This window comes from Phocicoccus schoeneichii (assembly GCF_014635565.1).
Taxonomy (GTDB): Bacteria; Bacillota; Bacilli; order Staphylococcales; family Salinicoccaceae; genus Phocicoccus; species Phocicoccus schoeneichii.
In genome coordinates this window covers 339193-364390 of sequence record NZ_BMDB01000001.1, presented here as the reverse complement: position 1 = coordinate 364390, position 25198 = coordinate 339193, and the positions used below count along the sequence as shown (strand labels likewise).

General features: G+C 35.4%; 25 protein-coding genes. 21 read left to right on the top strand and 4 right to left on the bottom strand.

Annotation, left to right across the window (positions count from 1 at the left end; translation table 11 throughout):
- Window positions 1–29: 29 nt before the first annotated feature.
- The 7 genes from IEU51_RS01995 (at window position 30) to recO (ending at window position 5540) form a co-directional block, all read left to right on the top strand.
- Window positions 30–1634, top strand: a complete 1605-nt coding sequence (locus IEU51_RS01995; protein ID WP_186087586.1) for a M20/M25/M40 family metallo-hydrolase — start codon at window positions 30–32, stop codon at window positions 1632–1634.
- A 69-nt stretch (window positions 1635–1703) separates the two neighbouring features.
- On the top strand, window positions 1704–2645 hold the full coding sequence (locus tag IEU51_RS01990) for a PhoH family protein (RefSeq protein WP_186087588.1): 942 nt from the start codon (window positions 1704–1706) through the stop codon (window positions 2643–2645).
- Window positions 2646–2649: 4 nt separating this feature from the next.
- Complete coding sequence (gene ybeY, locus IEU51_RS01985) at window positions 2650–3111, top strand: rRNA maturation RNase YbeY (RefSeq protein ID WP_186087591.1); 462 nt, start codon at window positions 2650–2652, stop codon at window positions 3109–3111.
- Between the two features lie 4 nt (window positions 3112–3115).
- On the top strand, window positions 3116–3463 hold the full coding sequence (locus IEU51_RS01980) for a diacylglycerol kinase family protein (RefSeq protein ID WP_186087594.1): 348 nt from the start codon (window positions 3116–3118) through the stop codon (window positions 3461–3463).
- A gap of 14 nt (window positions 3464–3477) precedes the next feature.
- Window positions 3478–3885, top strand: coding sequence for a cytidine deaminase (gene cdd / locus IEU51_RS01975; protein ID WP_186087597.1), 408 nt, complete (start codon window positions 3478–3480; stop codon window positions 3883–3885).
- Complete coding sequence (gene era, locus IEU51_RS01970; RefSeq protein ID WP_186087600.1) at window positions 3885–4790, top strand: GTPase Era; 906 nt, start codon at window positions 3885–3887, stop codon at window positions 4788–4790. The genes cdd and era overlap by 1 nt, the downstream gene beginning before the upstream one ends.
- 9 nt (window positions 4791–4799) lie before the next feature.
- Window positions 4800–5540: a DNA repair protein RecO gene (gene recO / locus IEU51_RS01965; RefSeq protein ID WP_186087603.1), complete on the top strand. Its 741-nt coding sequence runs from the start codon at window positions 4800–4802 to the stop codon at window positions 5538–5540.
- Between the two features lie 43 nt (window positions 5541–5583).
- Here recO and IEU51_RS01960 read toward each other — a convergent pair whose 3' ends face one another.
- On the bottom strand, window positions 5584–6978 hold the full coding sequence (locus IEU51_RS01960; RefSeq protein ID WP_186087606.1) for a glycine--tRNA ligase: 1395 nt from the start codon (window positions 6976–6978) through the stop codon (window positions 5584–5586).
- 302 nt (window positions 6979–7280) lie between these two features.
- On the opposite strand from IEU51_RS01960, the gene IEU51_RS01955 reads away from it, so the two are divergent.
- From IEU51_RS01955 to IEU51_RS01930, 6 genes are all read left to right on the top strand, one after another.
- The gene (locus IEU51_RS01955) at window positions 7281–8087 is read left to right on the top strand and encodes a pyruvate, water dikinase regulatory protein (RefSeq protein WP_186087609.1); all 807 of its coding nucleotides are present in this window, start codon (window positions 7281–7283) and stop codon (window positions 8085–8087) included.
- Between the two features lie 15 nt (window positions 8088–8102).
- The gene (dnaG, locus tag IEU51_RS01950) at window positions 8103–9857 is read left to right on the top strand and encodes a DNA primase (protein ID WP_186087612.1); all 1755 of its coding nucleotides are present in this window, start codon (window positions 8103–8105) and stop codon (window positions 9855–9857) included.
- Window positions 9858–9880: 23 nt separating this feature from the next.
- Window positions 9881–10987, top strand: coding sequence for an RNA polymerase sigma factor RpoD (gene rpoD / locus IEU51_RS01945; protein ID WP_186087615.1), 1107 nt, complete (start codon window positions 9881–9883; stop codon window positions 10985–10987).
- Between the two features lie 105 nt (window positions 10988–11092).
- On the top strand, window positions 11093–11467 hold the full coding sequence (locus tag IEU51_RS01940) for a c-type cytochrome (RefSeq protein WP_186087618.1): 375 nt from the start codon (window positions 11093–11095) through the stop codon (window positions 11465–11467).
- A 74-nt stretch (window positions 11468–11541) separates the two neighbouring features.
- On the top strand, window positions 11542–12228 hold the full coding sequence (locus IEU51_RS01935; protein WP_186087622.1) for a tRNA (adenine(22)-N(1))-methyltransferase: 687 nt from the start codon (window positions 11542–11544) through the stop codon (window positions 12226–12228).
- Window positions 12215–13282, top strand: a complete 1068-nt coding sequence (locus IEU51_RS01930) for a Nif3-like dinuclear metal center hexameric protein (protein WP_186087639.1) — start codon at window positions 12215–12217, stop codon at window positions 13280–13282. Before IEU51_RS01935 ends, IEU51_RS01930 begins: the two co-directional genes overlap by 14 nt.
- 46 nt (window positions 13283–13328) lie before the next feature.
- Here the strand turns inward: IEU51_RS01930 and IEU51_RS01925 are convergent, their stop codons facing one another.
- Complete coding sequence (locus IEU51_RS01925; RefSeq protein WP_186087642.1) at window positions 13329–14291, bottom strand: 4-hydroxy-3-methylbut-2-enyl diphosphate reductase; 963 nt, start codon at window positions 14289–14291, stop codon at window positions 13329–13331.
- Between the two features lie 137 nt (window positions 14292–14428).
- Between IEU51_RS01925 and IEU51_RS01920 the strand changes: the two genes are divergently transcribed.
- The 5 genes from IEU51_RS01920 (at window position 14429) to IEU51_RS01900 (ending at window position 18790) form a co-directional block, all read left to right on the top strand.
- Window positions 14429–15751: a DEAD/DEAH box helicase gene (locus IEU51_RS01920; protein ID WP_186087656.1), complete on the top strand. Its 1323-nt coding sequence runs from the start codon at window positions 14429–14431 to the stop codon at window positions 15749–15751.
- A gap of 10 nt (window positions 15752–15761) precedes the next feature.
- Window positions 15762–16658: a deoxyribonuclease IV gene (locus IEU51_RS01915; protein ID WP_186087659.1), complete on the top strand. Its 897-nt coding sequence runs from the start codon at window positions 15762–15764 to the stop codon at window positions 16656–16658.
- Between the two features lie 93 nt (window positions 16659–16751).
- A complete protein-coding gene (locus IEU51_RS01910) occupies window positions 16752–17549 on the top strand; it encodes a metal ABC transporter ATP-binding protein (protein WP_186087662.1) in 798 nt (265 codons plus the stop codon).
- Window positions 17542–18390 (top strand): metal ABC transporter permease, encoded by an 849-nt coding sequence (locus tag IEU51_RS01905; RefSeq protein WP_186087665.1) that lies wholly within the window; start codon window positions 17542–17544, stop codon window positions 18388–18390. Before IEU51_RS01910 ends, IEU51_RS01905 begins: the two co-directional genes overlap by 8 nt.
- Complete coding sequence (locus IEU51_RS01900) at window positions 18368–18790, top strand: Fur family transcriptional regulator (RefSeq protein WP_186087668.1); 423 nt, start codon at window positions 18368–18370, stop codon at window positions 18788–18790. Before IEU51_RS01905 ends, IEU51_RS01900 begins: the two co-directional genes overlap by 23 nt.
- 341 nt (window positions 18791–19131) lie before the next feature.
- On the opposite strand, the gene ispG is transcribed toward IEU51_RS01900, so the two are convergent.
- Both ispG and IEU51_RS01890 read right to left on the bottom strand, forming a co-directional pair.
- Window positions 19132–20253, bottom strand: a complete 1122-nt coding sequence (ispG, locus tag IEU51_RS01895; RefSeq protein ID WP_186087671.1) for a flavodoxin-dependent (E)-4-hydroxy-3-methylbut-2-enyl-diphosphate synthase — start codon at window positions 20251–20253, stop codon at window positions 19132–19134.
- Window positions 20254–20327: 74 nt separating this feature from the next.
- Window positions 20328–21053 carry a DUF1189 family protein gene (locus tag IEU51_RS01890; RefSeq protein ID WP_186087674.1) on the bottom strand — a complete coding sequence of 242 codons (726 nt, stop codon included), beginning with the start codon at window positions 21051–21053 and terminating at the stop codon, window positions 20328–20330.
- A gap of 126 nt (window positions 21054–21179) precedes the next feature.
- Here IEU51_RS01890 and IEU51_RS01885 point away from each other — a divergent pair, with 126 nt between their 5' ends.
- The 3 genes from IEU51_RS01885 (at window position 21180) to IEU51_RS01875 (ending at window position 25180) form a co-directional block, all read left to right on the top strand.
- Window positions 21180–21782: a superoxide dismutase gene (locus tag IEU51_RS01885; protein WP_186087677.1), complete on the top strand. Its 603-nt coding sequence runs from the start codon at window positions 21180–21182 to the stop codon at window positions 21780–21782.
- A gap of 102 nt (window positions 21783–21884) precedes the next feature.
- Window positions 21885–24071: a peptidoglycan D,D-transpeptidase FtsI family protein gene (locus tag IEU51_RS01880; RefSeq protein WP_186087680.1), complete on the top strand. Its 2187-nt coding sequence runs from the start codon at window positions 21885–21887 to the stop codon at window positions 24069–24071.
- 146 nt (window positions 24072–24217) lie between these two features.
- Entirely contained in the window at window positions 24218–25180 is a 963-nt protein-coding gene (locus IEU51_RS01875) for a phosphate ABC transporter substrate-binding protein PstS family protein (RefSeq protein WP_186087683.1), read from the top strand.
- The last annotated feature ends 18 nt before the right edge of the window (window positions 25181–25198 follow it).

Genomic DNA, 25198 nt, shown 5'->3' with positions numbered 1-25198 from the left:
ATTATAGAAATAATTTTGAGGTGACACTAATGGGACTTTGGCAAACGAGTAAAGATAGAGAAAAATTACTCAAACAATTTGTTTTGCACCACTCAGTAACACATTCGGACGGTGAGAAGACTTTTGTTAATCTTGTACAAAAGACTCTAGAACAATTACCCTATTTCAAAGAAAGTAAACGTATTCATTTTGCACATACTGATGATAACCGCCGCGCATTAATCGCTCATTATGAGGGTGTTAAAAATAAAGATACGATTGTGTTAATCAATCACTTTGATACCGTTGGTGTTGATGATTATGCAGAGTACAAGAATCTCGCATTTGATGCCGATAAAATCACGGAGCGGTTTAAGAAAAATAACGCATACTTAGATCCTGATGCTATAGAAGATTTAAATTCATCTGAATATCTCTTTGGTAGAGGTGTAATGGATATGAAAGCGGGTCTCATGTTACATATCTCTTTAATTGAAAAAGCGATTATAGAAGAGTGGGATATTAACTTAATCCTCGTCACCGTGCCAGACGAAGAAGTTGGATCTAAAGGAATGTTAGCAGCAATTGAAGTATTAAAAACACTAAAAGAAGAGAAAGACTTGAATATACGCTTGCATCTAAATAGTGAACCTACTTTCCAACAAGAGGGCAGTGATACGAACCATTATGTGTACTCAGGAACAATTGGAAAAATAATGCCTGCAGTGTTTGTTCATGGTCTAGAAACACATGTCGGTAATGCTCTAAATGGGATAAGTTCGAACTATATTATGAGTTACATCAACCAAAAATTAGAATATAACACTGAATTTATTGAAACGTACAAAGATGAAACCACGCCACCTTTAGTCTCGTTATATATGAGAGATATAAAAGATCATTATGATGTTCAAACACCGTTTAAATCAGTGAGTCTATATAATGCATTCATCTTTAACAGAAATGCAAAAGAGGTATTTGAAACGTTTAATCATATTGTAAAAGAAGCTGTGGATGATTGCACAAAGGTATTAAATAAACAGTTTGATACAGGCTTCTATTCAAATGAACTTTCTATTCCAGTCATGACATATGGTGAATTATACAAAAAAGCTGTGCATGAGATTGGTAAAGAAAAAGTAGATACGATTATTACTAGAGCAGAAGAAAAAGTGACAGAATCACATATGAAGAGTGTTCAAATCGTTGATGACTTGATGGCAACTATGAGAAGTATGGGACCCGCAGTGATTAGTTTTTACACACCACCATATTATCCTGCAGCAAATAGTTCCGACGATTTAGAAGTACGACTTGCAGTCGCAGAAGTTATTAGATCTGCTTCGGAAATAGGTCGAATCTCTGAAGAAGTTAGATATTTCAACGGAATTTGTGATTTGAGTTATGTTAAATATACAACGAACAATTTAAGTGATGCGATGTATGAAGAAAATACACCTTCATTCGGACGTTCGTATGCTATTCCATTTGAAAGTATCAGGGAAATTTCTGCTCCTATAATCAATATTGGTCCAATTGGTAAAGATGCACATAAAGTCAGTGAACGTCTTCTTAAGGAGAGTGCATTTTACGAACTCCCTCATATCCTAGAATCCGTGATTAAAAATTGTTATATGAAAAACACGGTAGAATAGCCTTTAATCTTAGCTAGACAATAGGATTTATGGTAAATTTAAATCAGTAGAATATAAAGGAGTCAGTGCATGACTAATGTAATACATTTAAATAATTTAGACGAGGCACAAGAATTAATTGGAGCAAATGATGCTCATTTAAAAGCCCTCGAATCAGAATTTGAAGTCACAATTCATACCCTCGGAAATGAAATTCGCGTGAAAGGTGATAACAGTGAAGACGTTTCTAAAGTGGAGACGATCTTAGAAAATTTACTTAAAATTATGCATCAAGGAAATACAATAGGATTACGTGACGTTGAAGCGGCGATTCAAATGTCACGTAAAGACACGTTAGAGTACCTTGAAGACTTATATAAAGAAACAATTGCTAAAGATTTTAAAGGTAAGCCAATCAGACCAAAGACAAGTGGTCAAAGAGAGTATATTGAAATGATTGAGCGGTACGATTTAACATTTGGAGTAGGTCCAGCTGGAACAGGTAAAACTTTCTTAGCTGTTGTCCTTGCTTGTCAAATGCTTAAAGACAATAAAATTAAGCGTATTGTGTTAACAAGACCAGCTGTAGAAGCAGGAGAAAATCTCGGTTTCTTACCTGGGGACTTAAAAGAAAAAGTAGATCCGTATTTAAGACCTCTATATGACGGTCTTCACACTGTACTAGGAGTGGAAACGACAGATCGATTGGTCGAACGTGGCATCATCGAAGTTGCACCACTCGCATACATGAGAGGACGTACGTTGAATGATGCGTTTGTTATCTTAGATGAGGCACAGAACACTACAAGCATGCAAATGAAAATGTTCTTAACAAGACTTGGATTTGGTTCAAAAATGGTAGTTACTGGTGATGAGACTCAAATTGACTTACCGAAGAACACTCCAAGTGGCCTGATTGAGAGTGTCCGTATGTTAGAGGGTATTAAAGGTATTGGGGTTAATCATTTCAAAGCTGAAGACGTAGTGAGACACCCGCTTGTTACAAAAATAATTCGAGCATATGAGGGGTAAAAATATGATAACAATCGATTTTACAGACAGAGATAATTACATTACAGAAGTAGAAGAAGAACAAATCAATGAACTACTGAACTTTGCATATTCACATCTTGAATTAAAAGACGAAGCGGAAGTATCTGTATCGTTTGTTTCTGACTCTGAGATTAAAGAAATTAATCGCGATTATCGTGAAAAAGATGAAGTGACAGATGTGATCTCGTTCGCTTTTTTAGATGATGAAGATGAACCGGTGATTGAAGGTATGCCATCAGTACTCGGTGATATTATCATCAATACGAATCGTGCTAGAGAACAATCAGCAGAGTATGGACATTCTTATGAGAGAGAAATTCTGTTTTTATCTTTACACGGATTTTTACACTTACTCGGATTTGACCATATGAATGAAGAAGAAGAAAAAGAGATGTTTGGTATTCAAAAAGAAATCTTAGATGATTTTGGTATTCCTAGAGGATAGGACAATGAAGAGGTTTAAATACCCGTTTGAAGGTCTCTATTATATTACTTCAAAGGATTATCATTTCATCGCACATCTCTTAACGAGTGTTGCTGTTATCATTTTTGGATTCATTTTTAAAATAGATGCTGTAGAGTGGTTGTTTATTGTGTCAGCCATATTTGCTGTACTTATTTTAGAAACTTTAAATACCGCTTTAGAAGAAACAGTAGATCTCGTGACAAATGAATATCACCCACTTGCTAAACATGCAAAGGATATTGCAGCACTTGCAGTTCTTTTAGCATGTATTTATGCAGGTGTTGTGGGCATGATTGTTTTCATCCCAAAAATCTTATCACTATTTAATTAAAAAGGAGTATTAATATGAAAGATGGTATTTTTAAAGAAGAATGGTTAGAAGAAGTTAAAGAAGCACAAAAGCGCGCATATACACCGTATTCAGAGTTTAATGTAGGTGCATTATTAATTACTGAAGATGATGAATATATCTATGGAGCGAACATTGAGAACGCATCTTATCCAGCTACAATTTGTGCGGAAAGAACTGCGCTTGTTTCAGCTTATGCGAATGGAATAACTAAATTTAAAGCAATCGTAGTGATTACTGACGCGGAAGACCCAGCAAGTCCATGTGGTGTGTGCCGACAAGTACTAAAAGAATTAACACACGATGATATGCCTGTATATATGACTTCTAAAGACGGTCGTGTTATTAAGCGTACCGTTGATGAGTTATTACCACTAGGCTTCTCTGGAAAGGATATGGATTAATGTTTGATGGATTTAAATCAGGTTTTATTACAATCATAGGTCGTCCGAATGTCGGTAAATCGACATTCATGAACCGCGTACTCGGCCAAAAAATCGCAATTATGAGTGATAAACCACAAACAACAAGAAATAAGATTCAAGGTGTTTATACGACTGATCATGCACAGATGATTTTTATCGACACACCAGGGATTCATAAACCGAAACACCAACTTGGTGAGCACATGATGAAAGTAGCGAGAAATACACTTCGTGAGAGTGAAGTGATTCTCTTCATCGTTAATGCTACTGAGAAAAAAGGCCCTGGAGATAAATACATCATAGATATGCTAAAAAATAACTCTACCCCGATCGTTTTAGTAATTAATAAAATTGATTTAATTCATCCTGATGAAATAATCGAAATTATTGAAAGCTATAAAGATGAGTTAGAGTTTAGCGATATTGTACCGATTAGTGCGCTTCAAGGAAACAATGTAGATTCACTATTAAAAGTGATTGAATCACACTTACCTGAAGGGCCGATGTATTATCCTAAAGATAGAGTCACTGACCATCCAGAACACTTTGTTGTTTCTGAGTTAATCAGAGAAAAAGCACTTCATTTAACAGAACAAGAAATCCCACATTCAATTGGGGTTGAAGTGACGAAGATGAAGGCTGAAAACGAAGGAGAGAAAGTGCACGTTCAAGCGACGATTTATGTAGAACGTGATTCTCAAAAAGGGATGGTTATAGGTAAAGGCGGTAAGATGCTTAAACGTATTGGTACATTAGCACGTAAAGATATTGAAAACTTGCTTGGCAGTAAAGTGTACTTAGAGCTTTGGGTAAAAGTTCAAAAAGACTGGAGAAATAAGACACAGTTTATTCGTAGCCTTGGCTATAAAGATGAAGAATATTAGGGTGAGTCAATGATTTACCAAGATAAAGCGATAATGATTCGGCAGACGAACTATAGTGAGTCTAGCCGAATTATTACTATATTGACTGAAAATGGGGCAAGTGTCCCACTTATGGCTAGAGGGTTTAACAAACCCAATAGTCCATTTGCAAGTTTGAGACAAGGATTTCAAAATAGTCTTTTCACATATTCAAGACATCGTGGTATGGGGACATTGACTGAGGTTGATGTAATTCATCCATATAGACATATGAATACTGACTTTGATTTATACACTGGTGCAAGTTATGTGTTAGAAGCAATTAGTCGGGTTGTAGAAGAGGAGTTTCCTGATAAAACCCTCTATGACTTATGTAAAGTTGCATTTGACCGTCTAGAAGATGGTAGTGAGATGTATGCAGTATTATCATTCGTTCTCATTAAACTATTTCCTAAATATGGTGCAGCACTAAATTTTGATAGATGCATTCAATGTGGAACCTATGATTTTCAAAAATTAAATCGATATAGTTTTAAGTTTCATGGACTTCTTTGTACGGATTGCCAAACAGAAGACAATATAAATCGTTCAGTTTTGATTGAAAATCGTATTGTTTATTTAATAGCATTTTTAAAGCATGTGAGAATAAATGATCTAAACTCAATTGATATCAATACAGAGACTGCTAAAAAGATGTTTAAAGTTGTTGAAATGTTGTTTCAAGAATATACAGGTGAATATTTTAAAGCACGAAAAATGCTTGATATATAAAAATGCACATAAACCCAAAAAGGATTTATGTGCATTTTTTTGACTAATATTTAAATTTGTCTTCTAAATATTCGTTAAGGTCTTTGATGTCAATTCTTTCTTGTTCCATTGTATCTCTGTCACGTACTGTAACTTTGTTGTCTTCTAATGAATCGAAGTCAAATGTGATACAGAATGGCGTACCGATTTCATCTTGACGACGGTAGCGTTTACCGATAGATTGACTCTCGTCAAATTCTACGTTGAATTCACCAGCAAGTTGCTCGTATACTTTCATTGCATCTTGAGATAATTTTTTAGATAAAGGAAGAACTGCCGCTTTAAATGGTGCGAGCTTGTGATGAAGTTGTAGCACAGTTCTAGACTGTCCATCTTCTAATTCTTCTACTTTGTATGCATCAGCTAAGAACGCTAAAGTCATTCTGTCTAAACCGAGTGAAGGTTCGATAACGAATGGTACATATTTCTCGTTAGTTTCTGGGTCATGATATTTGAAATCTTCTCCAGAGTGTTCCATGTGTCGGGATAAGTCAAAGTCTGTACGACTTGCGATACCCCATAGTTCACCCCAACCAAATGGGAAGTTGTATTCAAAGTCAGTTGTAGCGTTAGAGTAGTGTGAGAGTTCATCTTCATCGTGGTCACGCATACGAATGTTTTCCATGTCCATGTCAAGATCTCTTAACCACTGATCTGCATAGTCTCTCCAGTAATTAAACCATTCCATTTCAGTTCCTGGTTTACAGAAGAACTGAAGTTCCATTTGGTCGAATTCACGTGTTCTGAAAGTAAAGTTACCTGGTGTAATCTCGTTACGGAATGATTTACCTACTTGCCCAATACCGAATGGTAATTTCTTTCTCATTGATCTTTGAACGTTTTTAAAGTTAACAAAGATACCTTGAGCTGTTTCAGGACGTAGATAAATATCAGTAGTAGAACCTTCAGTTACTCCTTGGCTCGTTTTGAACATTAAGTTGAACTGACGAATATCTGTCCATTCGTGCTTACCACAAACAGGGCAGTTAATATTTCTTTCTTCAATAATTTCTTTCATAGCATCGAATGAAAGACCGTCCGCCACGAAAGTATCGTCTTCTTTGTGCATAACGTCTTCAATCAGTTTATCTGCACGAAGTCTTGATTTACAAGAACGACAGTCAATCATAGGGTCATTGAAGTTCTCTAAGTGACCAGATGCTTGCCAAACTTTTGGGTTCATAAGAATCGAGGCATCGATACCTACGTTGTAGGGTGATTCTTGAATGAATTTTTTCCACCATGCTTGTTTTACATTATTTTTTAATTCAATTCCAAGTGGACCGTAGTCCCAAGTGTTTGCAAGGCCACCATAAATTTCAGATCCAGAAAAAACAAATCCACGTGTTTTTGCGAAGTTTACAAGTTCATCCATTGTGTACATGTGTTCTTTTGCCATAATAATCTTCTCCTTTTCCATAAAAAAACCTGGATAACAAAATATGTTATCCAGGGACGAGCATCTAGCCCGCGGTTCCACCCATTTTAGTATATAAACTTACGTTATACTCAACTTTTAGATATAAAATTTTAAGCCAGTTTTTGTGCGCTAAGCTTTCACCATCCTTAGCTCGCTTTCAAAGTAATTATAATTAAAGAATAATAATATTGCAAGGAAACTAGTAAATAAGAATGATACCATTATGAGAGAAAATATAATATAATATTTAATCAAAGAAATTTTTTCGAGGGAATGATTTTTTGGCTTCTTTTAAAATAGTCATCGTTTCAGACTCAATTGGAGAGACTGGAGAGTTCGTTGCAAGAGCTGGTCTTTCACAATTCAATTTTGAAATTGATGAAAAAGTACTCACACGCTACCCGCATATCAAAGACAAAGAGGATTTTGATTTTGTCATTCGTCAGCATAAAGACGAAGACATTATTATTGTATACACGATCATCCACCCTGAATTAAGAGACTACGTGCAAAAAACCTTAAACGAAAAAAATATCACGCATGTCGATGTTATGGGACCAATCATGTCAGCGATTGAATCTAAAACAGAACTCACACCGTTTTACGAACCAGGACGCGTTCATATCTTGGATGAAGACTATTTCAAAAAAATTGATGCTATAGAATTTGCCGTTAAATATGATGATGGCAAGGATTCAAGTGGTCTTTTAAAGGCAGATATTGTCCTTCTTGGTGTTTCCAGAACATCTAAAACACCATTATCGCAATATTTTGCTCATAAAGGGTATAGGGTGGTAAACGTACCATTAGTCCCTGAGGTTGCTGTACCAAAAGAGTTGTTTAATATAGATCCAAGTAAGATTATCGGTCTAAAAATAGACAGTGAACCGCTCTTTAGAATCAGAAAAGAAAGACTATCACAACTGGGACTATTAGACGGAGCTAATTATGGTAAAAGCGAACGAATTTCTGAAGAACTTGAATATTTTGATCAGATTGTTAAGAAGCTTGGATGTCAGACAATCAATGTTTCAAATAAAGCGATTGAAGAATCAGCGAATGAGATAATGAAAATATTAGGTATATAGAAAGTATGAAAAAATATGGCGATTAGTAAACAAACAATTGAAGAAATTCGTGAAAAGACAGATATCGTCAGTGTCATATCTGAATACATTGATTTAGAGAAAAAAGGGAATAACTATTTAGGACTATGTCCATTCCATAATGAAAAAACACCGTCCTTTAACGTTAACCCTGAAAAAGACTTTTATCATTGCTTTGGATGTAAAGCGCATGGTTCATCGATTGATTTTGTAATGGAAATGGACCATCTTGATTTCCAGCAAGCAGTTCAAAAACTTGGACAAAAAGTGGGCGTAGATGTAGAAATTTCTAAGTCTGAGATGAACTCGAAGGATATGCAGCTCATTGCTATGCATAACATCATGATAGAGCTATACCACCATATCTTGGTGCAGACGACCGAAGGCGAAGCGGCCTTACAATACATGCTTGACAGAGGTTTCACATTAGAAGATATTAAAAAAGAAAAAATTGGTCTTTCACCTAATATGAATGACTTTGCAATCAAAGCATTAAGTGAAAAAGGATACTCAAACGAAGCTATGTTTCAGGCGGGTATTTTATCTAGAAACGAAGAAACATTTTCGTATTTCGACAGATTTAGAAATCGAATTATGATTCCGATAAAAAACCATAAAGGAAACTTTGTGGGGTTTACGTCTCGGAGTTTAGATGGATCAACACCTAAATATTTAAACACACCAGAAACTGATCTTTTCCAAAAAAGAAGACTGTTTTATAACTTATTTGATGCATTTAAAATGATTCGTAGTAAAAACGAAGTTTTCTTGATGGAAGGACACATGGACGTCCTAAAAGTAAAAACGACGAAAGTAAAGAATATCGTTGGATTGATGGGGACGAGCCTTTCAAATGAACATGTTGAAATATTAAAACGTTCATGTGATAACGTAACATTGATGTTCGACGGTGACACTGCGGGTCAAACAGCGACAAAGTCAATCGGAGAGAATTTAATTAAATCAGGACTGAACGTGTATGTCATACCACTCAGTGAAGGACAAGATCCTGATGAGTTAATTGTTGAGAAAGGTGTAGAAGCCTTTGAAAAGTATGTGTATGAAAATAAAATATCATTCGTTCTTTATCTTGCAGAGAAATCTATTAAAGAAGCAAAAGGCAATGATTTACTATTTACAGAACGTTTAACAGAACTCATTGACCTATTAAAATATATTAATGACGATATAGAACAGAGTAGACTGGTTAAGGAAATCGCAGAAATGTTCGAAGTGGATCGTGAAGTTATCTTTAAACGATTACCGAATAGACGAAATACGATTCGACAAGTAAATCCTTCCTTAACGAGAAATATTACAACTACTTCACCTAGAGATTTTAAAGAAAAGATGCTTCTTAAAACTTTTATCAACGAAAAAGAATATTTAGACAGATTTATTCAAGGATATGAGGTAGAAATTTTCAATTCAATTGGGAATTATGGTATATTTAATAAGTTAGTCGAATACTATAGTGCCGAAGAAATCTTTGATATTTCTCACTTTTATTCATACTTAGATGAAGACCAAATGACAATAATAAATGACTTGATGAATATTAATCTACCTATAATTGATAGTATTAGTCAATTAGATGATTACATCAACGACTTAAGTGGTATTAAGAACAGTATGAAGGATAGAGAGAAATTACAAGAAGAAATTGAAGAAGCAGAACTTTTAGGTGACATGAATCGTCAGCTAGAACTTCTACAGCAACTTATAGAACTCGATCAAGCGCACAAATTGTAGACTATTATTTTAGGGGGATAACAATGGCTAATAAAAAAGCTTTAGTTACTGACGAGGCAGAACTCGATCTTACATCACTTGAACAAGTGAAACATTTTCTAGTAGAAAAGGGTAAGGCTGAGGGTCAATTATCTCATGAAGAAATTGCAGATAAATTACAAAATTTTGATTTAGACTCAGATGCTATGGATGATTTTTTTGAAGAGTTAAATCAACAAGAAATTCAATTAATAAATGAAAAAGATGCATCAGACACTGATGAGAAGCTAGACTTAAAAGATATGAGTGCACCTGCAGGCATTAAAATTAATGACCCTGTACGCATGTACTTAAAAGAGATTGGTCGAGTAGATTTACTTACAGCACAAGAAGAGGTAGAACTTGCTAAGCGTATTGAAGCGGGAGATTTAGAAGCAAAAAACAAACTTGCTGAAGCAAACTTACGACTTGTTGTAAGTATCGCAAAAAGATACGTTGGACGCGGTATGTTATTCCTAGATTTAATTCAAGAAGGTAACATGGGTCTCATTAAAGCAGTTGAGAAATTCGACTTCACTAAAGGTTTCAAATTCTCAACATACGCGACTTGGTGGATTCGTCAAGCAATCACTCGTGCGATTGCAGACCAAGCACGTACAATTCGTATTCCAGTACACATGGTTGAGACAATCAACAAGTTGATTCGTATCCAAAGACAATTACTACAAGACTTGGGTCGTGAACCCCTTCCTGAAGAAATTGGGGAAGAAATGGATATTCCAGCAGAACGTGTAAGGGAAATTTTAAAAATTGCTCAAGAACCAGTTTCACTAGAAACTCCAATCGGAGAAGAAGACGATAGTCACTTAGGAGATTTCATTGAAGACCAAGAAGCTCAAAGTCCTTCAGAACATGCGGCATATGAAATGCTTAAAGATCAATTAGAAGATGTACTAGATACATTAACTGATCGTGAAGAGAATGTACTTCGATTAAGATTTGGTCTTGATGATGGAAGAACTCGCACATTAGAAGAAGTTGGAAAAGTATTTGGTGTAACAAGAGAACGTATTCGTCAAATTGAGGCAAAAGCACTCAGAAAACTTAGACATCCGTCAAGAAGTAAAAAATTAAAAGACTTCATGGACTAAAAATGTGAACAAATTGTGAGTTTTACTGAAATTCTCATTGGAATTTTCGTAAAAGTACTATACAATTAAATATGAATATTTGAAACAATTAGGGAGGGCAAGTGAATGAATAGAAATCCAATCATTCCATTTTTACTTATTATTTTCCTTGGTGTTGGTTTAGTATTCTTACTATCTTCATATGGCGCTAACAAGTCAGAAGAAGGCGGAGAAGACGTTGCAACTCAACAACAAGAAGGCGGAGAAGACGCAGCTTCAAGCGGTGACTTTGATGCTGAAGGTTACGCTAAACAAAACTGTGCTTCATGTCACGGTCAAGACTACTCAGGTGCTATGGGGCCTGCATTACAGGGTACTGGCTTATCTGAAGACGAGTTCCATGATATTGTAAGAAACGGTAAAAACGCTATGCCGGCACACTCAGAAGATCAAATTTCAGATGATGATATGAAAGTTTTATATCAGTATTTCACTGAATAATAACGTATAATAAAACTCCCACGAGTCTGTTGGGAGTTTTATTTTTTTATACTTAAAAATGATGAGGTATGATTATGATAGATAATCGATTATTAAAAGTAAGTGAATACATCAATGGAGACACTCTACTTGATGTTGGATCTGACCATGCATATTTAGCGATTTATGCTGTACAAAATGATTTAGTCAAAAATGCAATATGTGGTGAAGTGGTAAATGGTCCTTACGAGAACTCTCTAAAAAATGTCAGATTGAATATGTTAGATGACAAGATAGATGTAAGACTTGGCTCTGGTCTTCTTGTACTAGATAATGAAAAAATAGACACTATCACTATTTGCGGGATGGGTGGTCCACTTATTGCTGACATTATTGAAGAAGGCTTCGTTAAATTAATTAACAAGCCACGATTCATTTTATCGGCAAATACATTTGCAGAACCGATTAGACGTGTACTCGTAAACCGAGGTTATCACGTAGTAGATGAGACAATCGTGAAAGACGAAAAGAAAGAGTTGTACTACGAAACGATTGTGATGGATTATGGTAAAGAAGAGTATTCTGAAGAAGAGTTTTACTTTGGACCAATCAATTTAGAAAAACGTAGTGAAATGTTCTTAGAAAGACTGAATGGTGAAGCAGAACATTTAAATACTGTCATTGAAACAATAAATAATAAGAGTAAAAATAAGTCAGGTCTGGATGTTCTAGAAAGTAGATATAAACGTATAAAGGCGGTTTTAGATAATGAAAATAAATGATTTATTTAAAGTCTTAAACAAGATTGCACCATTTAAAGATAGTGAATCATGGGATAATACGGGTTTATTGATAGGAGAGAGAACTGACACTGTTACTGGGATTATGACGACGCTCGACGTAACAGATGAAGTTGTAGACGAAGCAATCTCTAAAAAAATTAACACGATTGTTGCGCATCATCCACTCATTTTTTCTAAAATAAAAACAATCACAGACAATGCTGAAAGCAGGCTTCTAAAAAAGATTATTAAGAATGATATTAATATATTTGCACTACACACAAATCTAGATTTTCAGTCAGACGGTGTAAGTGCGATGATTGCTGAATCTATCGGACTAATGAATCATCAAATTTTGATTCCAGAAATAGAAAACTCAATGAAACTGAGAGTTAATGTGCCAGAACAAGACCTTGAATCATTTAAAGAGGAACTCATAAAAATTGGATTTGGAAAACAAGGTAACTATGAAGCGTGTTTTTATCAGTATCCGGTAAAAGGACAGTTCAAACCATTAGATTCTGCAGACCCATATATCGGTGAGAGAGGTAATATAGAATATGTGGATGAATATGTCTTAGAGGCAATTTTTGATGGAAATATGGATATGGTGCGTCAAATGGAAACAGCACATCCGTATGAAGAAGTAGCATACGATCTGATTGAAATTAAGAAACCTGTAGAAAAAGGATTAGGGGTGTATGCAAACTTCAATGGTTCGATGGAAGACCTCGTTACAAATATCGAGAAGGTGCTTGGGAGAAAAGTACACTCGGTAGTTAAAGGAAACGATGAGCCAGTTAAGACAGTATCAATAATTGGTGGAAGCGGCGCGAGCTATATAGGTCAAGCGATGAAAAAATCAGACTGCTTAATCACAGGAGATATTAAATATCACGAAGCATTAGATGCAAAGAGAGACGGTTATAATATTATAGACGCAGGTCACCATTTAGAATATCTGATGATCAAAGGATTAAAAGAATTACTAGAAAAAGAAGTAGATGTTGAAGTCGTAGAAACTACTGTAGTGACAGATCCGTTTGAGAGATAAAAAAATCACCCCTCAAGTTGAGATTCCAACTTTAAGGGGTGATTTTTTATTCCATAATTTTAACTGGTTCTGGATTTTTGATCTTTGGTAAGATTTTTTGGCTCGGTACAGTTGATTCTGGTAGTGTATTGTCTGTTCCATCGTATTTAGATAGGAATGTAATGACTTCTTTTACGATTTGTGTTGGAGTTGATGCTCCTGCTGTTACTGCAACTGTCTCAATACCTTCTAACCATTCGAGTTTAAGTTCTGATAGTGATGAAATTCTGTATGCGTTTGTGTGCGCAATTTCTTTTGAAACTTGTGCAAGTCTATTTGAGTTATTACTCTTAGGGTCACCCACAACAATCAGAAGCTCAGCATCTTTCGCTTGTTCTGCTACTGCTTCTTGACGCACTTGCGTTGCTAAACAGATTTCTCTATGAACTTCGATATCTGGATAGACTCTCTCTAATTCTTCCATTAGATGTTTAACGTCCCACTGACTCATCGTCGTTTGGTTCGTCACAATCAGCTTAGAGTCTTTCAAACGCTCTGGAAGTTCTTTAATATCGTCAAGGTCTTCTACTAAGAACACATTGTCTGGTGCAACTCCAACCGCACCTTCTGGTTCTGGGTGACCTTTCTTACCGATATAAATAACGTCGAATCCTTCTTTAGTTTTATTTCTGATAAGTTCATGTGTGAACTCAACGTCAGGACACGTTGCGTCAATACACGTAAGTCCCTTCGCTTTAGCACGTTCTTTAACTGCTGGTGATACCCCGTGTGCTGTAAAGATAACCGTACCTTCTTCAATTTGTTCTAAAATCTCTAAACGGTTTGGACCATCTAAAGTGATGATGCCTTCTTCTTCAAATGCATCTGTCACATGTTTATTGTGGACGATCATACCGAGAATATATATTGGACGAGGTAAGTTTTTATCTAGAGATGCGTTTCTAGCAATTACCATAGCGTCTACGACTCCATAACAATACCCACGTGGAGAAATTTTAATTATATTCATTTAGAAGCCTCCTCCTTAATGATTATAGCTGATATTCTATGAATTTCAAATCAAACGAAATACTGAATAATTAATAGGAATCGGGCTATTTATCATGTATAATGGTTAACGAGTTTAAAATAGAAATAGGTGAAAACATGAATGCTTTTAAAAGATTTAATTTTGATGACACGTTATTAAAAGCAATTGATGATATCCACTTCACGCATCCGACGATGGTGCAGGAAAGAGTTATTCCTAGAGTGATATCAGGTAAAAATGTAATCGCACAGTCAGCGACAGGTAGTGGTAAGAGCCATGCATTTTTATTACCGATTATTAGTAAAATTGTTCAAGATGATAAATCAACACAAGCGATAATTCTCGCACCAACAAGAGAGTTAGCGAGACAAATTAACCAAATGACAAAAGACCTACTTGTTTCATTCCCTGAAATCGAAGCAAAAGTATTTGTAGGTGGAACTGAATTAGAAAGAGATTTAAGACGAGCTGATAGCCAACCTCACATTGTGATTGGTACACCAACGCGCGTGAAGAATTTAATCGATAACTCGGTATTAAAAGTTAGTGACACGACAATGATTGTTATTGACGAAGCGGACTTAATGATTGACCTTGGATTTTTAGAACAGATCGACCAAGTGTCTAACGCAATTAATTCAGATGCCCAGTTCTTAATCTTCTCAGCAACAATTCCAGAACAGCTTCAAACGTTTTTAAAGAAATATGTAGGAAATACAGAAGTTATTGTGATTGACACGCCTAAGAATAAAACGTCTATTCACTACAGCTTGATTCCAGTTAAAGGACAAGATAAGAAAGATAAAATTCTTAAAATCACAAAATCAGTGACACCATACATTGGTATCATCTTCGCAAATAGTAGAGAACGTGCGGATGAACTGTTCGAATATCTATTAGAAAACGGAATTAACGTAGGGTTATTCCATGGTGGATTAAAACCAAGAGAACGTCAAAAAGAAATTAAGAAAATTGAAAATTTAGAATATCACTGGGTGATTGCAAGTGACCTTGCTTCACGTGGACTTGATTTTGATGGTGCCTCACACGTCATCAACTATGATATTCCAAAAGAAATTGAATTCTTTACACACCGCGTGGGTCGTGTAGGTCGTGGTCAATATAGTGGGGTCGCAATCACGCTTTATACACCAGACGAACAACACTTAGTGGACATCTTAGAACAAAAAGGATATAAATTTGTTCACGAAGATCTCATTCATGGTGAGTTAAAAGAAATTAAAGACAGAAAAAAACGTACGAACAGAAGTAAACAACAAGCGTCACTTGATCAGGATTTATCTTATAAAGTAAGAAAGCCTAAAAAGGTAAAACCAGGGTACAAGAAAAAAATGCAAGCGAAGTTACAAAAGCTTGAACGTGAAGAACGTAAAAAACATGCTGTACGTACAAAAAGACAGAATAGAAAACAGAGATAGGAGCATTTAAATGTTAATTGGATCACATGTACCGATGAACGGTAAGAAAATGTTAGAGGCATCAGCAGAAACAGCAGCTTCTTACGGTGAAAACACGTTTATGATTTACACAGGTGCACCACAGAACACAAGAAGAAAACCTATTGAAGATTTAAATATCGAACGTGGTCAAGAGATCATGAAAGAGAATGGGATTTCAAATATTGTTGTCCATGCACCGTATATCATCAACATTGCGAACACAACACGTGAAGGTGTATTTGACCACGGTGTTGAATTCCTAATTGAAGAAATTAAGCGTACGGAAGCGCTTGGATCTAAACAAATTGTACTTCACCCAGGTGCTCACGTAGGTGCGGGAGCAGATGCCGGAATTGAGTCTATCGTAAAAGGACTTAACATTGTACTACAAGAAAACCATGATGTCCAAATTGCATTAGAAACAATGGCAGGTAAGGGGAGTGAAATCGGAAGAAACTTTGACGAAATCGCTCAAATTATTGACGGTGTTACTAATAACGAAAGACTTTCAGTAACGTTTGACACATGCCACGTTCACGATGCAGGATATGATATCAAGAATGACCTAGATGGTGTCTTAACAGAGTTCGACAAAATTGTAGGTTTAGACCGTATTAAAGTTGTACACGTTAACGACTCTAAAAACGAAACAGGTGCTAAAAAAGATAGACACGAAAACTTTGGTTTTGGACATATCGGTTTCGATGCACTAATGAATGTCCTACATCATGAAGTATTTGACGGTCTTCCTAAAATATTAGAAACACCGTTCGTTGGTCCAGATAAGAACGATAAACAACCACCATACAAGTATGAAATTGAAATGATTAGATCTGGCCACTTTGATCCAGATTTACTTCAAAAAATTAATCCGAATATGATTTAATATTAAGAACGCATATTGCGTTCTTTTTTAATGTTTTTACATTTACAAACCGTAATGGTTACGTTATAATTTTATAGATTAAGGAGTGAAGTAATGACTGAAGCGGTATTTGAAATTAATAACGTGAGTTATGAATATAGAGATCGGTTAGAACATACAACAGCATTAAAAGATATTAACTTAACAATTCATAAAGGCGATTTCGTCGCAATTGTGGGGCCAAATGGTTCTGGTAAATCCACGCTACTAAAACTGATCCTCGGTATTAAAAAACTACAAACAGGTGAAATTTTAATCGACGGTAAGAAACCTAAAGAATCTACATTTAGTGAAAAAATTGGATACGTGTCGCAAAAAGCGGCATCATTTGCTAAAGGATTTCCAGCAACAGTAGAAGAGGTTGTACTTGCTGGTTTAACTAAAAAGCGTGGATTATTCTCTAGATATAAAAAAGAAGATTACGCTCGACTTGATGATGTGTTAAAACTCTTAGATATAGATGACTTAAGAGATAAAAACATTTCATTACTTTCAGGTGGACAGACGCAACGTGTGTTTATCGCACGAGCATTAATTAATAATCCAGAAATTTTAGTACTTGATGAGCCAACAGAAGGTATTGATGCTAAAAATATCCACAGTTTCTATGAAGTGCTTACAAAGCTAAAAGAAGCCGGGACAACGATTTTACTTGTTACCCATGATATTGGGGTAGTCATCGATCAAGCTGACGAAGTAGCATGCTTAAATGAGCACTTACACTTTCATGGAACCAATAATGAGTTCAGAAACTTGAATGAAGCAGATCTTTCTAAAGTTTACGGATTCCCGCTTCAACTCGTCAGCCATGATCATGACCGTCAATGTTGCGAGGTGGCACACAATGATTGAGGCACTATTTACGTTTGATTTTATAAGATATTCATTTATTAGTGGACTGATTGTTGGTCTGATTGCACCGTTATTAGGTGCATTTATTGTGGTGAGGCGTCTAAGCTTAATAGCTGATGCGTTATCTCATATCTCATTAGGTGGGATTACATTTGGACTTTATATTACAAGTCTCACAGGATTAGTGATTAATCCGTTAATTTCAGGAGTTGTGTTCTCTGTACTCGGAGCGCTGGGAATAGAAAAGATGCGTACAGCATATAAAAACTTCTCAGAAATTTCGATTCCGATTATCATGAGTCTCGGTATCGCATTATCCGTAATTTTCTTAAGTCTCTCAAATGGATTTAACCAAGATTTATTTGGATATTTATTCGGTAGCATTAGTGCAGTGACTAAGGGAGATTTAATTTTAATTTCCATTATTGGCGTAGTAGTGGTTACATTCATTATTCTTTTATATAAAGAGATGTTTTTACTATCGTTTGATGAAGAATACAGTGAAGTAATGAAGATTAATCGTTTTATTCATATTATTTTTATTGTATTAGTTGCTTTAGTCATCAGTGCGTCAATGAGAATTGTAGGTATTCTTTTGGTAAGTGCGATGATGACATTACCAGTAGCAGCAGCGATTCGTATTACATCAAGCTTTAAGCAATTAATTTTTGTGAGTATCCTGTTTGGAGAACTCTCTGTAATCAGTGGATTATTCCTCGGATTCCATCTGGATATTTCACCAGGAGGAACAATCGTACTTGTTGCGTTAGTCATATTAGCACTTACATTTTTAGTTAAGAAAGTAGGGGTGGGTCAAAGTGACAGAGCACGTGAATTATAAAGAAGTATTAAGAAGTCATAATTTAAAAGTTACAGAAAAAAGATTGAGTATCATTGAATATTTTAATGATCATAATAGATATATTAGTCCAAAAGAAGTGTATGAATATATGAATGCACTCTATCCAGGTATCAGTTATGACACGATTTATCGTAATCTATATACAATGTATGAAGTGAATATATTAGAACAATCCACATTTGAAGGTGAATTACATTACACAATTTCTTGTAGTGACCATCATCACCATCACTTTATCTGTGAAAAATGTGGACTCATAAAAGTAGTCCATTACTGTCCAGTAGATACTTGGCAGAATGAATTAGAAGGCGTTAAAATTAATAGTCATAAAATAGAACTTTACGGACTATGTACGAAGTGTCAGAAAAAGATAGCGTAGAAAAAAAGCAGTGTAACCTAAATTAATGGTTAGACTGCTTTTTTAATTTCTCTTCTCAACTCTTCTGGGAATGATTGTCACAATAGCCCCAATAACTAGAATATTCAACACCATAGGAAGCATTGAAACACTTTCATTGTTTAGGAAATATATGCTAAACAGAACCCACGAAACGATTAGAGCAATGTAATAATAAGGATTAGGTTTCATCTGAACATCTCCCACATAAAGGTAATGTTGTAATCCCCTTTATTATAAACTATAGTAATTGTAAACGCTATCTTAAAATTTTAAAAAATCACCCCGTAATCAGATTTCCTCTGAAATAGGGGTGATTCGTTTTATTTGTTCTCTTCTTGTAATTGTTTCTTGCGTTCGCGTTCTTTTTCGTAGTGCGCTTCTGCTAAGATATCAATTTCTTTTTTGAGTTCTTCTACCATTGTTTCTTCTGGTACTTTACGTACTGTCTTACCATGCATGAAGAGTAGTCCTTCTCCGCGTGCGCCTGCGATTCCAATGTCCGCTTCACGTGCTTCTCCTGGACCGTTCACGGCACATCCAAGTACTGCCACTTTAAGTGGTGCCTTGATATCTGCAATGTATTCTTCTACTTCATTCGCAATTGAGATAAGATCAATCTCAATACGGCCGCATGTTGGGCATGCAATCAATGTTGCGGCGTTTGATGCGAGGCCAAAGCTCTTAAGCAGTTCTTTTTGTACTTTAATTTCTTCAACTGGATCGGCTGATAATGAAATTCTCATTGTGTTACCGATACCTTTAGAAATGATTGCTCCAAGTCCTGCGGCACTCTTCACTGTACCTGAGAATAATGTACCAGATTCAGTAATACCAATGTGGAGTGGGTAGTCGAATGCTTTTGCCGCTTTTTCATATGCTTCGATTGCTAACTTGTTATCTGATGCTTTCATTGAAACGATGATGTCATAGAAGTCTAAGTCTTCTAAAATCTTGATGTGGTGTAATGCACTCTCTAGCATACCATCCGCAGTAGGGTAACCATATTTTTTGATAATATGTTTTTCCAATGAACCTGCGTTTACTCCAATACGAATTGGAATTCCTTTTGCTTTACATGCTTTTACAACTTCTTCAACTTTTTCGCGTCGACCGATGTTACCTGGATTGATACGAATCTTATCAGCGCCACCTTCTATTGCAATTAACGCTAATTTGTAGTCGAAGTGAATATCCACAACAAGTGGAATATTAATGCGTTTCTTAATTTCTTTAATTGCGAGTGCGTCTTCTTCTTTCGGACATGCCACTCGGACAATTTGACAACCTGCATCTTCTAAACGTTTAATTTCTGCAACAGTTGCTTCAACGTCATGTGTTTTAGTTGTTGTCATACTTTGGATGATAATCTCATCACTACCACCAATCACTAAGTCTCCGACTCGAACTGGCCTTGTATTTTTACGATGTGTAATTTCAGACATTTATAATCTCCTCAATAATAATACTAAATTAGAGTACTTTCATTATACATGAAGATATAATTTTTGTAATGAACTCAAACTGTCTTTCGCTTTAAAATAGGCAATTTCATAAAATAATATATTAGAAATGGAATCGTGAGTACATAAACAATGAATGTAGTATCTCTGAATATTATTAGGACAAATAACTGCACTATTGATGCCACTACAAATGCGAATGATTCTAGCTTTAACCAGTTCATATAGTCACTCTTACGATTTAATCTTTTAGAGATAAAATCAAATATAAATGATAAGACAAGTAGGATGATAAAAGCAAATGATGCGAGTACAAATACTTGAATTGAGATGAATACACTCATAAAGAATAACTTATCTTTTGATTGCTGGTTCGCATATTCTTTTAAATCTTCATCATTTTCAATTTCTCCAAAGTTTGAATATGGAAGTACTTGGTCTTCGAAACCGCTGATATATATTCCATTTTTTTGGAATGATATATCTACTTTGGTATCTATATCCTCACTATTTGAAAAACTTATCAAAAAGCCATTTTCATCTATCGTTTTATTTTCGCCATAATAAGTATTATTTTTTATTTCAAAAGTAGGAATTTGAGATTCTACTTGATTTAATTTTTCCATAGCAGCTGTTGTGTCTTGTTGATGTGTGATTGATGGAACCGAAAGAATAATTCCGATAATTAATACGTTTAGAAGTACCTGCTTAAAGGGTACAGTCCTAAAGAGAGGGTATTTTTTAAAGGTTAGAATCCTTTTTAAATACTCAAAATATTTCATGTTTATAACATCCTTAATATCAGACAGAAGTCGTATTTATATTGAATAGCAAGCTTTTACATTGTTATTCTACCATCTTCTTGATATATTTGTGATGTAAACAATTTTTGGGAGGAGAATTTTATTATGGCTTTTGAATTACCAAAATTACCATATGCTTATGATGCTTTAGAGCCATCAATCGACAAAGAAACAATGGAGATTCACCACTCTAAGCACCATAACACTTACGTTACAAACTTAAATAATGCAGTAGAAGGAACAGAATTTGCAGATAAGTCATTAGACGAACTTGTTGAAAACTTATCATCACTACCAGAAGATATTCAAACTGCAGTTCGCAACAATGGTGGCGGTCACTATAACCACTCACTATTCTGGGAACTTTTATCTCCTGAACAAAAAGAAATTCCTGCTGAATTAAAAGAAGCAATCGAGGACAAATTCGGTTCTGTAGATTCATTTAAAGAAAAATTTGAAGCAGCAGCTGCTGGTCGTTTTGGATCAGGTTGGGCTTGGCTAATCATTGGTAACGACGGATTAGAAATCGTTTCAACTCCAAATCAAGACAACCCAGTAATGGATGGTCAAAAACCAGTATTTGGTGTAGACGTTTGGGAACATGCGTACTACCTTAAATACCAAAACAAACGTCCAGAATACCTTAAAAATATCTGGAACGTAGTAAACTGGGACAAAGTGAACGAACTTTACCAAGCTGCTAAATAAATAGTTAATTAAAAAGGCTGATGGCTACCATCAGCCTTTTTATTTTGCCTATTCTTTGATAAAATGAATGAGATATTCTATACATTAAAGTAGGTTTTAATTTTGAGACGTGTAAAAAAGAAAAGTTCTGAAGCAATTAAATATCAAGTTTTCAAATCAAGGGTAAGCTTAGTCTTAGCAGTTGTATTTCTGCTTTGTCTTATCCTTATTTTGCGTCTCGGATATCTCCAAATTATTAAAGGAGATTCCTACCAAGAACGTGTAGAGAACGCACAATATGTTGAGATCAACCAAAACGTCCCACGTGGCCAGATTTTTGATCGAAACGGTAAACTATTAGTTGGAAACAAATCAGAACGCGCGATTTTCTTTACACGTCATAGAAACATGTCAAACCAAGAGATTTTAACACTTGCTAATGAACTTTCCAGTTATATTAACGTAGACGACCAACGTCTTGCTCTTCGTGACAAACAAGATTTTGTTTTAAATAATTATTATGAGCAAGTGCTGAGAGAGTTACCAAATGAAGCTCAACTATTAAAAGACGGAGCGATTTCAAGAACAGAGTTTTATGAAGAAGCGTATAATCAACTTTCTGAAGAATTTGTTGATACATTGCTGACAGATGATGACCTAAATGTTCTAAGTATATATGTAAGAATGATTGTCGCATCAGAACTCAATCCTGTTGCTGTAAAAGCAAAAGACGTCACTGAAGAAGAGTTTGCGAAAGTTAACCAAGATTTAGATAAGCTAGATGGTATAACTACAGGAATGGATTGGACCAGAGATTACAAATACGGCAGTACGTTAAGAACTATTTTTGGTGACGTGAGTTCATCTGAAGAAGGTCTACCAAAAGAATTAACGGAATACTATAAATCTCTTGGATACTCAAACAACGATAGAGTTGGGAAATCATATTTAGAATTTCAATATGAAGATATTTTACGAGGAACTAAAGAAGAAGTGAAATATTCGACAGACCGTTCAGGTAAAATACTTGGACAAGAAGTTGTTCGCCCAGGTAAACCAGGGAATGATCTATACCTTACTATTGATATTGAACTTCAACAAGAAATTGAAAAGCTTGCAGAGCATCATCTAAAGTCGTTACGTAAGTTAGCTGAAGATGCGAAAAAACGAAACGATGAAAATAATGACTTAGACTGGGATATCCATCCAGAATATATAGACACAGTGAATATCGTTGTTCAAGATCCTAATAATGGAGAGATCTTAGCGATGGTCGGTAAACATATTAATGAAGAAGGCGAAGTTGAAGACTTCGATTATGGTACATTCGCAGTAACCTATGTACCAGGATCATCAGTGAAGATGGGTACAGTTGTAACAGGCTATCAAAATGATGTACTAGAACCTGGTGAATTCATTGTGGATGAACCGTTAGTATTCCAAGATGGTACGAAGAAAACATCTTTCTTCAATAGAAATGATAGTATCGCAGTCGATGACCAAGAAGCGATCATGGTTTCATCTAACATATATATGATGAAGATTGCTTTAAAACTACTCGGTTTAGAATATGAGAAAGGTATGCCACTACCCATTGATATCTCAGATAACAGTTATAAACTAAGAAACGGTTTGAATCAATTTGGATTAGGAGTATCAACTGGGATTGATTTACCTAATGAAGAAACTGGTATTGCTCCTGCTTTAACAAACAATCCAGGGAACTATCTAGATCTAGCGATTGGACAGTACGATACGTATTCTGCAATGCAGTTGTCACAATATATTTCTACTGTTGCAAACGGCGGCAGCCGTATTCAATCACATCTTGCTAAAGAAGTGAGAGAGTATGATGCAAATGCAAATGGTCCTGTTGTTAAAACATTCAACGCAAATGTATTAAATACAGTTCAAATTAATGATAAAGAGTTTGAGCAACTGAAAAAAGGGATGTACGACGTATTCAATACGCATGACCAAGCGACTGACCGTTATGGTACAGGCTGGGATGCATTCCATAATTTAGAACCGAAAGCTGCAGGTAAGACTGGGACAGCTGAAGCATTTAGAGAAGGTCACTCAGTATTAAACCAAACATACCTCGGATATGCGCCTGCTGAGCATCCAGATATGGCTTTCTCTATTATATGGCCAACAATGCCAATGACAATTCCATTCTTCCCAGCACAGTTCTTAGGACAAGATCTTGTTCTGAAGTATTATGAATTAGAATATGGACAGGCACCTAAAAAACCATACAATTATAACCTAGATGAATTCTATCCAAGAATTAAAGAAGGTTCTTATTAAGGCTAAGAGTGATTTCTCTTAGTCTTATTTTTTTATGAATTAATATTTACATATTCTTTACAAATCGTTTATTTAATATTTATATTAGGGGCCTATTATAAGAACTGTAAGAAAAATCATTAAATCTTTCGGAGGTCTCATCAGACATGAAACAAAAGTTATTTAGCTTTTTAGCAATTCTATTAGCAGGTATTGTACTTGCAGCTTGTGGTAATTCATCAACAGAATCAGATTCAGAAGAAACTGGTACTGCAAACGGAGGAGAAACTACTGAACTTAATAAAGACGAAAAAATCATCGGTGACGGTTCTAGTACAGTTTTCCCAATCCTTGAAATCGTAAACGAAGAGTTCAATGCAGAATATGGTAAAGCTGCAGAAATTGGAGTATCTGGTACAGGCGCTGGATTTGAAAAATTCATCGCTGGAGAAACAGATTTCCAAAACGCTTCTCGTGGAATTAAAGATGAAGAGAAAAAAGCGCTTGAAGATGCAGGTGTTGAATACACTGAATTACAAGTTGGTACAGACGGTTTAACAGTTGCTGTTAACATGGCTAACGATTTTGCAACAGACTTAACTTTCGATGAACTTTACAAAATCTATAGTGGTGAAGCTAAAACTTGGAAGGACGTTCGTTCTGATTTCCCAGATGAAGAAATCAAGGTATACGGTCCAGATCAATCACACGGCACACACGATTTCTTCGTTGAAGAAGTAATGAATGATGAAGATGTTGTTGGAGAATTAATCCAAGACACTAACCAAGTAGTAAACGCAGTAGGATCTGACGATTATGCGATTGGATTCTTCGGATACAACTACTACTTAAATAACCAAGAAACACTTAAAGCAATTTCAATTCAAGGTCCTGATAATGACTCAGCAGTTGAACCAACTGAAGAGAATGTTAAATCATTCGAATATCCATTATCACGTCCACTTTACATCTATGCTTCTAATAAGAGTGTAAAAGAAAATGAATCAGTTAAAACTTTCTTAGAATACACTTTAGAAATTTCACAAGAAGCAGCTGAAGAAGCTGGATACGTTGGACTTGACGATGAAAAACTAAAAGATGAGCAAGACAAACTTAACTCAATTAAATAAGTTTAGGAAAGAGGCAGT